The sequence below is a fragment of the Arthrobacter sp. 05T47 genome, from assembly GCF_056395825.1.
In genome coordinates this window covers 96903-110902 of the sequence record NZ_JBFTKG010000010.1, presented here as the reverse complement: position 1 = coordinate 110902, position 14000 = coordinate 96903, and the positions used below count along the sequence as shown (strand labels likewise).

11 protein-coding genes are annotated in these 14000 nt (G+C 68.0%); 10 read left to right on the top strand and 1 reads right to left on the bottom strand.

The features are described from left to right. Positions 1-39 precede the first annotated feature (39 nt). The 10 genes from argS (at position 40) to AC1DEY_RS09850 (ending at position 12949) form a co-directional block, all read left to right on the top strand. A complete protein-coding gene (argS, locus tag AC1DEY_RS09895; protein ID WP_476867780.1) occupies positions 40-1704 on the top strand; it encodes an arginine--tRNA ligase in 1665 nt (554 codons plus the stop codon). Positions 1705-1709: 5 nt separating this feature from the next. After that, the gene (gene lysA, locus AC1DEY_RS09890) at positions 1710-3194 is read left to right on the top strand and encodes a diaminopimelate decarboxylase (RefSeq protein WP_476867779.1); all 1485 of its coding nucleotides are present in this window, start codon (positions 1710-1712) and stop codon (positions 3192-3194) included. After that, on the top strand, positions 3195-4511 hold the full coding sequence (locus AC1DEY_RS09885) for a homoserine dehydrogenase (RefSeq protein ID WP_476867778.1): 1317 nt from the start codon (positions 3195-3197) through the stop codon (positions 4509-4511). Beyond that, entirely contained in the window at positions 4512-5618 is a 1107-nt protein-coding gene (gene thrC / locus AC1DEY_RS09880) for a threonine synthase (RefSeq protein ID WP_476867777.1), read from the top strand. A 2-nt stretch (positions 5619-5620) separates the two neighbouring features. Next, the gene (gene thrB, locus AC1DEY_RS09875) at positions 5621-6607 is read left to right on the top strand and encodes a homoserine kinase (protein ID WP_476867776.1); all 987 of its coding nucleotides are present in this window, start codon (positions 5621-5623) and stop codon (positions 6605-6607) included. A 323-nt stretch (positions 6608-6930) separates the two neighbouring features. Further along, on the top strand, positions 6931-9084 hold the full coding sequence (gene rho / locus AC1DEY_RS09870; RefSeq protein ID WP_476867775.1) for a transcription termination factor Rho: 2154 nt from the start codon (positions 6931-6933) through the stop codon (positions 9082-9084). Positions 9085-9312: 228 nt separating this feature from the next. Continuing rightward, positions 9313-10386, top strand: coding sequence for a peptide chain release factor 1 (prfA, locus tag AC1DEY_RS09865; protein ID WP_476867774.1), 1074 nt, complete (start codon positions 9313-9315; stop codon positions 10384-10386). Between the two features lie 16 nt (positions 10387-10402). Then, complete coding sequence (gene prmC / locus AC1DEY_RS09860) at positions 10403-11290, top strand: peptide chain release factor N(5)-glutamine methyltransferase (RefSeq protein WP_476867797.1); 888 nt, start codon at positions 10403-10405, stop codon at positions 11288-11290. A 46-nt stretch (positions 11291-11336) separates the two neighbouring features. Next, positions 11337-12179 carry an L-threonylcarbamoyladenylate synthase gene (locus tag AC1DEY_RS09855; RefSeq protein ID WP_476867773.1) on the top strand — a complete coding sequence of 281 codons (843 nt, stop codon included), beginning with the start codon at positions 11337-11339 and terminating at the stop codon, positions 12177-12179. Further along, complete coding sequence (locus AC1DEY_RS09850) at positions 12176-12949, top strand: WecB/TagA/CpsF family glycosyltransferase (RefSeq protein ID WP_476867772.1); 774 nt, start codon at positions 12176-12178, stop codon at positions 12947-12949. The genes AC1DEY_RS09855 and AC1DEY_RS09850 overlap by 4 nt, the downstream gene beginning before the upstream one ends. A gap of 72 nt (positions 12950-13021) precedes the next feature. Here AC1DEY_RS09850 and AC1DEY_RS09845 read toward each other — a convergent pair whose 3' ends face one another. Continuing rightward, positions 13022-13918 (bottom strand): glycosyltransferase, encoded by an 897-nt coding sequence (locus AC1DEY_RS09845; RefSeq protein ID WP_476867771.1) that lies wholly within the window; start codon positions 13916-13918, stop codon positions 13022-13024. Positions 13919-14000 lie beyond the last annotated feature (82 nt).

Sequence of the window (14000 nt, the reverse complement as noted above, 5' to 3'; positions counted from 1 at the left end):
AATTCCGCCGCACCACGGGCCCACCGGTAGGCTAGAAGTGTGACCCCAGAAGAACTCTCCCTCGCCATATCCGCCTGCCTGAAGGACGCCGTCGCGGCCGGTGACATTGCCCTCTCCGCGGCCGACATCCCGGCTGAGGTGCGCGTGGAGCGCCCGAAGAACAGGGACCACGGGGACTGGGCCACGAACGTCGCCCTCCAGCTGGCCAAGACGGCCGGCACCAACCCGCGGGAGTTCGCGTCCGTCCTGGCCGCCCGGCTGAAGACGATCGAGGGCGTGTCCGCGGTGGACATCGCCGGGCCAGGCTTCCTGAACATCACCGTGGACGCTGCCGCTGCCGGCACCCTCGCCAAGGCGATTGTCGAGGCCGGACCCGCGTACGGCACCAACACCGCGCTCGCCGGGCACGTGGTCAACATGGAGTTCGTCTCGGCCAACCCCACCGGCCCGCTGCACATCGGCCACACCCGCTGGGCCGCCCTCGGCGACGCGATCGCCCGCGTCCTCCGGGCCTCCGGCGCCGACGTCACGGCCGAGTACTACATCAACGACGCCGGTTCCCAGATGAACGTGTTCGCCAACTCCGTGTTCGCCCGGCTGCACGGCAGGGACGTGCCTGAGGGCGGTTACCCGGGCCAGTACATCGCGGACCTCGGCCACGAAGTGCTCACCGAACACCCCGACATCCGCGAACTCACCGAAGTCGCGGCCCTGCCGGTGATCCGCGGCGCCGCCTACAAGGCACAGATGCACGACATCAAGCAGACGCTGGCCGGGTTTGGCGTCGACTTCGACGTGTTCTTCTCCGAGCAGGAGCTCCACGACGCCGGCGCGATCGAAGACGCCGTCGCCCGCCTGCGCGAGCAGGGCCACGTGTTCGACGACGGCGGCGCGGTCTGGCTGCGCACCACCGACTTCGGCGATGACAAGGACCGCGTGATGATCCGCGCCAACGGTGAGCCGACGTACTTCGCCGCCGACGCCGCCTACTACCTGTCCAAGAAGGACCGCGGCTACACCGAGAAGATCTACCTCCTCGGCGCCGACCACCACGGGTACATCAACCGGCTCAAGGCCATTGCGGCCGCCGCGGGGGACGACCCCGAGGTCAACATCGAGGTCCTGATCGGCCAGCTGGTCTCGGTCAACGGCGCCAAGCTGTCCAAGCGCGCCGGCAACATCATCGAGCTCAAGGACCTCATCTCCTGGCTCGGCAAGGACGCCGTCCGGTACTCGCTGGCCCGGTTCCCCGCCGACTCGCCGCTGACGCTGGACCCTGAGCTGCTGAAGAAGCACAGCAACGAAAACCCGGTCTTCTACGTCCAGTACGCCCACGCCCGCTCCCGCGGTGCCGCCCGCAACGCCGTGGCCGCAGGGGTGGAGCGCCGTGTGGACGGCAAAGACAGTTTCAACGCCGCCCTGCTGGATCACGCCACCGAAAACGAGCTGCTCTCGCACCTGGGCAGTTACCCCTCGATCGTTGCCAAGGCCGCCGAGCTGCGCGAGCCGCACCGCGTGGCCCGCCACCTCGAAGTCATCGCTGGCGCCTACCACCGCTGGTACGACGCCTGCCGCGTCGCGCCCCAGGGCGAGGAACCCATCACCGACACCAACCGCACCCGGCTGTGGCTCAACGACGCCACCAGCCAGGTGCTGGCCAACGGACTGGAACTGCTGGGCGTCTCGGCGCCGGAACGGATGTAACCGCCATGACGTCAACACCCAAACAGCAGGAAAACCCAGGGCAGTCCCCGCTCGCGCCGGCCTGGCTGGAGGTCCCCGCGGACCTCAACGCCCTCCACGAACCGCTGTGGGCGGGCGGGGTTGCGCGGAACGAGGACGGCGAGCTCACCATCGAGGGCCTGAGCGTCAGCGAGCTGCAGCGCCAGTACGGCACCCCGCTGTTCGTGCTGAGCGAGACCGACTTCCGGGCCCGGGCCCGGGCGTTCAGCGACGCCTTCAACGATGCCTTCGCCGACATCTGCGGGGGAGTGGACGTCTACTATGCCGGCAAGTCCTTCCTGTGCACCTCGGTGGTCCGCTGGGTTGAAGAGGAAGGCCTGCGACTGGACACCGCGTCAGGCGGCGAACTCGCCGTCGCCGCGCGCGCCGGCATTCCCGGCGCCGACGTCGCGCTGCACGGCAACAACAAATCCGACGGCGAAATCCACCGTGCACTGGACATGCAGCTGGGCCGGATCGTGGTGGACAGCCTCGACGAGCTCGAACGCGTCGCGGCGATCGCCGCCAACCGCGGCGACACCGCCAGGGTCATGCTGCGGCTGACCCCCGGGGTGCACGCCCACACCCACGAATTCATCGCCACCGCCCACGAGGACCAGAAATTCGGCCTGTCCATGGCCGGGGACTCCACTGAGAAGGCCGGCCTGTCCGCCGCCGAGGAAGCTGTCGCCGCGGCGACCGGGCACGCCAGCATTGAGCTGCTGGGCCTGCACTGCCACATCGGCTCGCAGATCTTCGAACCGGACGGCTTCGCCCTCGCCGCGGAGAAGCTGCTGGACTTCCTGGCCGCGATGCAGGCCAAGTACTCGATCGTGCTGCCCGAACTAGACCTCGGGGGCGGCTACGGCATCGCCTACACCCCTGTCGACACCCCGCGCCCGCCCGCCGAGATCGCGCAGGCGATGGCCGCCGTCGTCCGTTCCAAGTGCGCCGCGCTGGGCATCAGCGCCCCGCGGATATCGATCGAACCGGGCCGCGCGATCGTCGGAAGCACCACGTTCACGCTGTACGAGGTCGGCACGCTCAAGACCGTCCGGGTGGATTCCGCCGCCCCGGAGGGCCACCACGCCGCAGAAGACGTTACGTACCCCCGCCGGTATGTGTCGGTGGACGGCGGGATGAGCGACAACCCCCGGCCGGTGCTGTACGACGCGGATTATTCGGCAATTCTCGCCTCCCGCAGCTCCGAAGCGGGGCCGCAGCTGTCCCGAGTGGTGGGCAAACATTGCGAGAGCGGCGACATAGTTGTTAGAGATGTATATCTGCCCGAGGACGTGGCAGCCGGTGATCTGCTTGCAGTACCGGGGACCGGCGCCTACTGCTGGGCCCTGTCAAGCAACTACAACTATCTGGCCCGGCCGGGCGTTGTCGCTGTCCGCGACGGATCTGCCCGGCTCATTGTCCGCGGGGAAACCGAAGAAGATCTGCTCAACCGCGACATGGGAGTCTGAATGACCGAATTGCGAACCCTGAAAGTGGCCCTGCTGGGCTGTGGCAACGTTGGGGCCCAGGTTGCGCGGATTCTCATTGACGACGCCGACGCCCTCGCCGCCCGCACGGGCGCACGCCTGGAACTGAGCGGCATCGCGGTGCGCAACCTCGCAGCCGAGCGCGACGTCGAACTGCCGCAGGAGCTGTTCACCGCGGACGCCGAGACCCTCGTCAAGGACGCCGACCTCGTCATCGAGCTCATGGGCGGCATCGAGCCGGCCCGTTCCCTGATCCTGACCGCCATGCGGCACGGTTCCTGCGTTGTCACCGGCAACAAGGCGCTGCTGGCGCAGGACGGCCCCACGCTGTACGAGGAAGCCGACAAGGCCGGGGTGCAGCTCTCCTACGAGGCCGCCGTCGCCGGTGCCATCCCCATCCTGCGCCCCATCCGGGACAGCCTCTCCGGCGACCGGATCACCCGGGTGCTCGGGATTGTCAACGGCACCACCAACTTCATCCTCGACCAGATGGACTCCACCGGGGCGCAGTTCGCCGATGCCCTGGCAGAGGCCCAGCGCCTTGGCTACGCCGAAGCCGATCCCACCGCCGACATCGAAGGCCACGACGCCGCCGCCAAGGCCGCGATCCTTGCCTCGCTGTCCTTCCACACGCGGTTCGCCCTGGAAGATGTCTCGTGCGAGGGCATCACCTCGGTCACCGCGGCAGACATCGCCGCCGCCAAGGATGCCGGCTTCGTCATCAAACTGCTGGCCATTGCCGAGAAACTGGCTGACGAGGACGGCAAGACCGGCGTCTCCGTCCGCGTCCACCCCACGCTGCTGCCCCGCGAGCACCCCCTCGCCGCCGTCCGCGGCGCGTTCAACGCCGTCTTCATCGAGGCCGAGAACGCCGGCGAGCTGATGTTCTACGGCCAGGGCGCCGGCGGCACCCCGACGGCGTCCGCCGTGCTGGGCGACCTCGTTTCCGCGGCCCGCCGCATCGTCCTGGGCGGCCCCGGCCGGACCGAAACCACCACCGGGCACGTGCCCGCGCTGCCCATCGATGCGGCCGTCACGAGCTACTACATCGGACTCGACGTCGCGGACCAGCCCGGCGTCCTGGCCCGGATCGCCCACCTCTTCGCGGAGCACGGCGTGTCCATTGAAATCATGCGGCAGACCATCCACCGCGACGCCGACTCCAACGTGGAGTCGGCCGAGCTGCGGATCGTGACCCACCAGGCCCGGGAATCCGCACTTGCAGCAACCGTCGAGGCCGTCAGGCGCCTGGACGTCATCAATTCCGTCACATCCGTACTGCGGGTAGAAGGGGTCTAAGTGGCTCACCAATGGCGCGGTGTCATCCGCGAATACGCTGATCGTCTTCCTGTCACGGAAGCCACTAAGGTCATCACCCTGGGCGAGGGCGGCACCCCGCTCGTGCACGCCCGCCACCTCTCCGAGCTGACCGGCAGTACCGTCTACCTCAAGGTCGAAGGCATGAACCCGACCGGTTCGTTCAAGGACCGCGGCATGACCATGGCCATGACCGCGGCGGTGGCCTCCGGCGCCAAGGCCGTGGTGTGTGCCTCCACCGGCAACACCTCTGCATCTGCCGCGGCCTACGCGACGGCGGCAGGGCTGCAGTGCGCGGTGCTGGTCCCCGAGGGCAAGATCTCCATGGGCAAGCTCAGCCAGGCCGTCGCCCACGGCGCCACCCTGCTGCAGGTGGACGGCAACTTCGACGACTGCCTCGACATCGCCCGCAAGCTCGGCGAGTCCTACCCGGTGTTCCTGGTCAACTCCGTCAACCCCGCCCGGATCGAGGGCCAGAAGACCGGCGCCTTCGAAGTGGTGGACGCCCTGGGCGATGCCCCCGACTTCCACGTGCTTCCGGTGGGCAACGCCGGCAACATCAGCGCGTACTGGAAGGGCTACAAGGAGTACTCCGCGCCGTTCGAGTCACCCACCGCCGGGTCGCTGCCCGCCGTCGCCACCAAGACCCCGGTCATGTGGGGCTTCCAGGCCGCCGGCGCTGCCCCGTTCGTGGCCGGCCACCCCATCACCGAGCCGGACACCATCGCCACCGCCATCCGGATCGGCAACCCGGCCTCCTGGGACACCGCTGTTGCGGCCCGGGACGAATCCGGCGGCGTGATCGAGGCCGTCACGGACGAGGAAATCCTGTCCGCGCACCGCTGGCTCTCCGCCCGGGAAGGCGTCTTCGTGGAACCCGGCTCCGCTGCCGGCGTCGCCGGACTGATCAAGAAGCATGCGGCCGGTGAAGTGCCGGCCGGCAAGACGATCGTGATCACGGTGACAGGTCACGGCCTCAAGGACCCGCAGTGGGCCCTGCGCACCGAGGACGGCAGCGACGTGCAGCCGGTCAGTGTCTCCAACGATGTCGTCACCGTCGCCGCAGCACTGGGACTGGAAGAAAGATAACGTTGGAAACAACCCTGACCATCCCGGCCGAATCTGCTGCCGGCTCGCCGGCTGTTCCGGCGGGCCAGGTTGTCACCGTCCGGGTGCCGGCCACCAGCGCCAACCTGGGTCCCGGGTACGACAGCCTCGGCCTGGCCCTCTCGCTCCATGACACCCTCACCGTGGAAACGCTCGCCAGCGGTGAGCTGGAATTCGAGCTCAGCGGCGAGGGCGCCGAATCGCTGCCCCGCGACGCCACGCACCTGGTGGTCAAGGCCCTCACGGAGGCGCTTCACCGCCTCGGGTACCGGCACGAAGGCCTGCGGATCACGGCGGACAACGTCAACCCGCACGGGCGGGGCCTTGGCTCTTCGGCCTCGGCCGTGGTGGCGGCCGTCAGCGCAGCGAATGCCCTGGTGCCGGAAATATCCCGGCGCGGCCGGGACTGGATCCTCCAGCTCACTAGCGAAATGGAAGGCCACCCGGACAACGTTGCACCCGCCATTTTCGGCGGACTGGCGCTGTCATGGCAGGACAGTGACCAGTACAGCAGCACGAGTGCGTCCGTGGCCGCTGCGGTGGTCCCGGTCGTCGCGGTGCCGGACTATGAGCTCTCCACGGAGGCGGCCCGGGCACTCTTGCCGGCCTCGGTGGGCCACCATGCCGCGGCCATGAACTCCGGGCGTGCCGCCCTGCTGATCCATGCCCTCACCGCCAACCCGGAGTTCCTGCTGCCGGGCACCGAGGACTACTTGCACCAGAGCTACCGCGCCCAGGCCATGCGGCCCAGCGCGGAGCTCATCGGCGCGCTGCGCCGGGCAGGGCACGCCGCCATCGTCTCTGGCGCAGGACCCACGGTATTGGTCCTGGCCAACGGGGAAGCGGAAGCCGATGAAGTCGTAGACTTCATCGCCGCCCACACGGCGGGCAACACGCCGGAAGTTGGCTGGCGTGTGATGAAGCTGGCCGTGGACGTCGAAGGTGCTAAAGTGGAAGTGCACCGGCGGTAAATACGCAGGCGGTAAATTTAGTAACCGTTGTAAGACCGCGATGTTGGCCACGTAGCCTCTCTCATCTTTCACTGCGCAATATTATCCGGTGCCACCTGCTTTCGGTCTGACGCAGGACTCAGCAGATTTTCTCTGCCCCCTCATACGTCAGCCCGCCGTTCCTCATTTCTCGGAATCGTGCATGGTGAAGCAGTATCCGGCCCTGCTGGTCGAAATCCATCCGGCAAGGCCGAAAATCCCGGCTGCAGATCTGAACTGCAGCCCAGATCAAATCACCGCGTCCAGCTCTTAGTCTGGACGCCGTCGAGGGGGAAGGATCCTTCGTGACCGAAACCACTGAGCTGTCTCCGGCTGTGGATACATCTTCTGCTGCCGGATCTTCGGCAGCACCCGCCAAGAGCAGCGGCCTTGCAGGCCTCAAGCTCGCCCAGCTCCAGGCTCTCGCCAGCCAGCTTGGCATTTCCGGCGGTTCCCGCATGCGCAAGGGTGATCTGGTCACGGCCATTTCCGCCCACCGCGCAGGCACTCCGGTAAGCAAGGCTCCGGCCCGCGCTGCCGAAAAGGCGAGCGACAACGGCACCGTTTCCCAGGCGTCAGCCCCGGTAACTGCGCACGCAACCGCGCCCGCAGCTGCCGCCGAGGAAGCCCCGGCGCAGGAAAGCCCCCGCGCCCGCCGCGGCCGCAGCCGCCGTGCAGGCAGTGACGGAGTCGTCACGACGCCCGCCACCGAGGCGCCTGCCGCAGCCCCGGCCGAAGCTCCCGCCGTTTCCGCTGAGTCCGGCACTGCTGACTCCGGGACGCAGGCTGGCTCTGCCGTTTCCGCGCCGGAAACTTCCGACCGCACCCGGCAGCCGCGCACCCGCAACCGCCGTCGCGGCGAGGCCGCCGCGCAGGCTACTGAGGCAGGTGGCCAGGGCGCTGAGGCGCAGGCCGAACAGCCCGCCGCCGAACAGCGCACTGAGCAGCGTGCAGAGCAGCGCGAACAGCGCACCGAACAGCGTGACCAGCGCACCGAGCAGCGCCAGGGCGAGCCGGGCAGCGAAGACGGCCAGCGCCGCGACGCCACCCGCACCCGTGGCGGCCGCGACGAATCCGCCGGCACCCGCGAGAACACCCGCGACAGCGACGATTCGGATGGCGGAAGCCGCCGGAACCGGCGCAACCGTCGTGACCGCAACGACCGTGGTGACCGCCAGGGCCAGCAGGACAGCCGTGACAACTCCTCGCGCAACGACCGCTTCCGCGATCGCAACGACCGCCGCCGCGGGCGTCAGCAGGGACCGGACGTCGACGACGTCGAGGTCACCGAGGACGACGTCCTGCTGCCGGTCGCCGGTATCCTCGACGTGCTGGAGAACTACGCGTTCATCCGCACCTCGGGCTACCTGCCGGGCCCGAACGACGTCTACGTCTCGCTCGCCCAGGTCAAGAAGTACAACCTGCGCAAGGGCGATGCCTGCGTCGGTGCCATCCGTGCACCGCGCGAAGGCGAAGACCGCAGCCAGCAGTCCGCGCGCCAGAAGTTCAACGCCCTGGTCCGTGTGACCTCGGTGAACGGCAAGACGCCGGAAGAACTCAAGGACCGCGTCGAATTCGCGAAGCTCGTCCCGCTGTACCCCTCCGAGCGCCTGCGCCTCGAGACGGACCCGAAGAAGATCGGCCCCCGCGTAATCGACCTCGTGGCCCCGATCGGCAAGGGCCAGCGCGGCCTGATCGTTTCGCCGCCGAAGGCCGGCAAGACGCTCATCCTGCAGTCCATCGCCAACGCCATCACCACCAACAATCCTGAGGTCCACCTCATGATGGTGCTTGTTGACGAACGCCCCGAAGAAGTTACGGACATGCAGCGCACCGTCAAGGGCGAGGTCATTGCCTCCACCTTCGACCGTCCAGCCGACGACCACACCACCGTGGCCGAGCTTTCCATCGAGCGCGCCAAACGCCTCGTGGAAATGGGCATGGACGTTGTAGTGCTCCTTGACTCCATGACCCGCCTGGGCCGTGCCTACAACCTGGCAGCACCGGCTTCCGGCCGCATCCTGTCCGGTGGTGTGGACTCCGCCGCGCTGTACCCGCCGAAGCGCTTCTTCGGTGCAGCCCGCAACATCGAAAACGGTGGCTCGCTGACCATCCTGGCAACCGCGCTCGTCGAGACCGGTTCCAAGATGGACGAGGTCATCTTCGAGGAGTTCAAGGGCACCGGCAACATGGAACTGCGCCTGTCCCGCCAGCTCGCGGACAAGCGCATCTTCCCGGCCGTGGACGTCAACGCGTCCGGTACGCGCCGCGAGGAAAACCTGCTTTCCCCCGAGGAAGTCAAGATCATGTGGAAGCTGCGCCGCGTCCTCTCCGGACTCGAAACGCAGCAGAGCCTTGAGCTGCTGACCAACAAGATCCGGGAGACCCAGAGCAACGTCGAGTTCCTCATGCAGGTGCAGAAGACGACGCTTGGTGCGAAGTCCGATAACGACAAGTAGTTGACGTAGGGGTGGGGCCGTCTGTTGTTTAGCCGGCCCCGCCCCTTTGTCGTTCGGTTTTTTGCCGCCCCCGCCCCTACGCGTGGAGGCTCGATCCTGACGGATCAGAGCCTCCACGCTCCGGCAGGCCCCATGCCACTCCCGGGGCGGCAAAAACAGAACGACTTGCACTCGTCCCACCCAACGCACGGCGTTACTAGACTTGAGAGAGTCGAAAGAGGTTTGAAAATGTTTGAGTCCGTACAGGGCCTGTTGGATGAGCACGACTCTATCCAGGCCCAGCTGGGGGATCCTGCTGTTTATGCCGACCAGCGGCTGGCCCGGAAGCTGGGGCGGCGTTCTGCCCAGCTGAACGGCATTGTGGAGGCCTACCACCGCTGGGAAGCCATCAGCGATGACCTGGCGGCTGCCAAGGAAATGGCGGACGAGGACCCGGAGTTCGCCGCGGAGGTGCCCGAGCTGGAGGCTGCGCTGGAGACGGCGGCGGCCAAGCTGCGCCGGCTGCTGATCCCGCGCGACCCGGACGATGCCCGCAACGTGATCCTCGAGGTCAAGGGCGGCGAAGGCGGCGACGAGGCTGCGCTGTTCGCCGCGGACCTCCTGCGGATGTACAGCCGTTACGCGGAATCCCGCGGCTGGAAGACCGAGATCATCTCCGCCACCGAATCTGACCTGGGCGGCTACAAAGACGTCCAGATGGCCGTCAAGGGCAACTCCAACGATCCTGCAGAGGGCGTCTACGCCCGGCTCAAGTTCGAAGGCGGCGTGCACCGGGTGCAGCGCGTGCCCGTCACCGAATCCCAGGGCCGCATCCACACCTCGGCCGCCGGCGTGCTGGTGCTGCCCGAAGTGGACGAGCCCGAGGAACTCGAGATCAACCAGAACGATCTCAAAATCGACGTCTACCGCTCCTCGGGGCCCGGCGGGCAGTCGGTCAACACCACCGACTCCGCGGTGCGCATCACCCACCTTCCCACCGGAATCGTCGTCGCGATGCAGAACGAGAAGTCGCAGCTGCAGAACCGTGAAGCCGGCATGCGCGTGCTGCGCGCCCGCATCCTGGCCCACCAGCAGGAGATCATCGACGCCGAAAACTCCGCGCAGCGCAAGTCCCAGATCCGCACCATGGACCGCTCCGAGCGCATCCGCACGTACAACTACCCGGAAAACCGGATCGCGGACCACCGCACCGGATACAAGGCCTACAACCTGGACCAGGTCATGAACGGCGACCTGGAACCGGTAATCCAGTCGGCCATCGAACTGGACGAGCAGTCCCGGCTCGACGCCATCGGCGAATAGGCGCGGCCCACCCGTGATGACAGCAGGTGATGGTCCGAGCCTCGCGGAGGCCGTCAGCGAGGCGACGGCGGTCCTCGCCGCCGCCGGCGTGCCCAGCCCACGCGTGGACGCCGAGCTCCTCGCCGAGCACCTGCTCGGCGTCGGGCTCGGCCGGCTGCGCGCGCTGATGCTCGGCGACGCGCCGGCCCCGGCGGGCTATGCCGACCTCGTTGCCGAGCGGGCGCAGCGCATCCCGCTGCAGCACATCACGGGCGTGGCGCACTTCCGGTACCTCGAACTCGCCGTCGGTCCCGGCGTGTTCATCCCGCGCCCGGAAACCGAGTCCGTGGTGCAGCTGGTGCTTGACTGGCTCAAGGGCAGGGCCGGATTGGCACACCCCAAAGTGGTGGACCTGGGCACCGGATCCGGCGCGATCGCAGGCTCGATCGCGCACGAGGTACCCGGCGCGGAAGTCCACGCGGTGGAATACAGCGAATTCGCGCATGCCTGGGCGGCGAAAAACCTGTTGCCCCTGGGCGTCCACCTCATCCGCGGCGACATGCGCGACGCGCTGGGCGAACACAACGGCACGTTCGACGTCGTCGTGTCCAACCCGCCCTACATACCCGCCGAAGCGATCCCGAACGAACCCGAAGTGGCGCTGCACGACCCGCCCGAGGCACTGTACGGCGGGGGAGCGGACGGGATGGAACTTCCGACGGCGGCGGCGGCCTCGGCTGCCCGCCTGCTGGTGCCCGGCGGCTACTTCGTGATGGAGCACGCCGAAGTCCAATCGGAATGGATCGCCGCGATGCTGAAACGCACCGGGGTGTTCTCCGAGGTCCGGACCCACCGCGACCTCAACGGCAAGGACCGGGCCACCAGCGCAGTGCTGACACAGTCAGAACAAACACTGCAGCACTGAGGCCCCCGCAAAAAAATCGTGTGACAAGTGATGAAAGAATAGGCCAGTGACGACTAGCTACGATTGCACGGCAGCTGAGCAGCGCGCCGCAGGACTTGAACACGCCCAGCGGGCCATCCGTGAGAGCAAGTGTGTGGTCTTCCCGACCGACACCGTCTACGGTATTGCCGCCGACGCCTTCTCGCCCCTCGGCGTGACCCTGCTGCTTGCGTCGAAGGGCCGTAGCCGGAAGATGCCGCCGCCGGTGCTGATCCCCAGGCTGAACGCCCTCGATGGCCTCGCCACGGACGTCCCGCCCGAGGCGCGGCGGCTGGCCGAGGCGTTCTGGCCCGGCGGACTGACCCTGATCCTGCATGCCCAGCCGTCATTGGACTGGGATCTTGGTGAAACCAAGGGGACCGTTGCGCTGAGGATCCCGGCCGACGAGATCGCCCAGGACCTGCTGACGCTCACCGGCCCCCTCGCCGTGTCCTCCGCGAACCGCACCGGGCAGGCGGCGGCGCGGACCGCAGCGGACGCCGAGGCGCAGCTGGCGGAATCCGTGGAGGTCTACCTCGAGGGCGGACCCCGGCCCGCCGAGGGTGCCGAAGCCCTCGCCTCAACTATCGTCGATGCGACGGTGCAGCCGCTGCGGGTGGTCCGTCAGGGAGCCATCAGCCTCGAACGCCTGCGCGGCGTGGTTCCCGGCCTCCTGGACGTCGACGGCAACGCCGCCGAAGGTGAGGACGCTGCCGAAACGGTTGTTGAGCCGGCTGTGCCTGAGGCTGACGCGGCTGTTGAGGCGACCGTGCCTGAGGCTGACACGGCTGTTGAGGCGGCCGTGCCCGAGGCTGATGCTGGGCCCGAGGCCGCACCCCGGCCCGCCGCGCCTGAGCCCGGCTCGGCATGACGCTGGAGCGCCAGCGCGTCCCCTTCCTCGACGTCGACGCTACCCCCGTGACCGTGTCCGAGCTGACAGCCGTCCTTACCGCCTACGTGGCCGAGGGCCGGACCCGGACCGTGGTGGGGCACAACCTGCACAGCGTCACGCTGCTGCACTCCGATCCCGGCTTCCGTTCCTTCTACGACCACAGCGACGTGGTGCTGATCGACGGCGCACCGGTGCTTTGGCTCTGGGCCAAGACGGGCGAAGAGGACGACGGCAGGGGTCCGGTGATGGATTACCGGCTGGGATCGACCGACTGGATTCCCGCGCTGGGCAATGTCGCGGGGCTGCAGCGCATTGCGGTGATCGGTGCAGGCGCCGTGGCCAACGCCGGCGCAGTGGCCAAACTGCGGGAGATTGTCCCCGGGGCGCGGGTGGACGGCATGCCCGGCGAAGACTGGGACCAGGACGTTGAGGACGCCGCCGTCCAATGGCTTGCCGGGCTCCGCCCGCAGCTTGTGCTCCTGGGCCTCGGGATGCCGCTGCAGGAACAGGTCCTGGCGCGGCGGCTTCCCGTGCTCCCGCCGGCCGTCTACTGCGCCGTCGGCGGCGCCATCGAACAGATTGCCGGCGTGCAGAAGCTGGCGCCGCGCTGGATCGGGCGGCTCGGCCTCGAGTGGGCCTGGCGGCTCATGCTCCACCCGCAGCGGGTGGCCTACCGGGTGTTCGGCGAGCCGTGGGTGCTGCTGGGTTTGCTGCTGCGCCGCCGGCTGGGCCGGCAGGCCCAGAGCTAGCAACCCTAGCGCCAGCAGCCCTGGCGTCCGCAACCCTGGCGCCAGCAACCCGGGCGCCTGCGGCGCGGACGGTCAGAACTTCTGGTCCTCCAGCGGACCGAATCCCTTGCCCCGGAGCCCGGCGGAAAAGGCGCGAAACCAGTCTGCAAGCCCGCGGAGGTCTCCGCTGCGCAGGAAGTAGCCAAGGTAGCCGCCCACATCAGCGACGAAAGACTTGACCCGGAAATGGCGGCGGATCATGTAGCCGCGGTTCCGGTAGTAGAAATAGCGTTTGAAGGCCGAATCCGGCACGATCACGTGCCACCGCGCGCCGAAGACATGCTTGGTTTCGGAGAAGGCATGCGGGTGGGTGATGGCAGCGGTGGTCACCGTGCCGAAACGGATCCCGGCCTTCCTGAGGCGCAGCGTGAAGTCCACCTCGTCGCCGCGGATGAACAGGCGCATGTCCGGCAGGCCCACTTTGAAGAAGACATCGGAGCGGATCAGGGCGCCGTTGAAGAAGTGACCGTCGCCGGGCAGGAACCCGACCTTCTCCACCTCGGCACGCTCATGCGTGACCTTGCCGTTGAGCCGGAAGAAAAAGGACAGCTGGTCCGGGTGGCCGGGAGCCACCACCAGGGGCACCACGGCGTCCAGGCCGCGGTCCTGCGCCTCGCGGAGCAGCGTGGCAAGGCAATCGGGGTCGGCCGGCTCGGCGTCGTCGTCCATCATCCAGATCCAGTCGGCCCCGCTGGCCACAGCCTTGAGGATGGCAAGCGAGAATCCGCCGGCCCCGCCGAGGTTCGCCTCGGACCTGACATAGTCCACGTTGGCGTGCCGGTCGGCAACATCTTTCGAGGGCACGGTGCCGCTGTCGATGAGGCAAATGGAGCGCACATGGGCGGTCTGGTTATTGATGGCGTCCAGCAGGACCGCCAGCTCCCGGGGACGGTCAAACGTCACGGCAGCGACTGCAACCGAGGGGGTCATCGCGGGGTCCTTTCAGCACGACCGACAGTGGTTTTCCCGCCGGCGGAGGGCCGTGTGACGCGAAGACAGGTGGCCGTTGGCA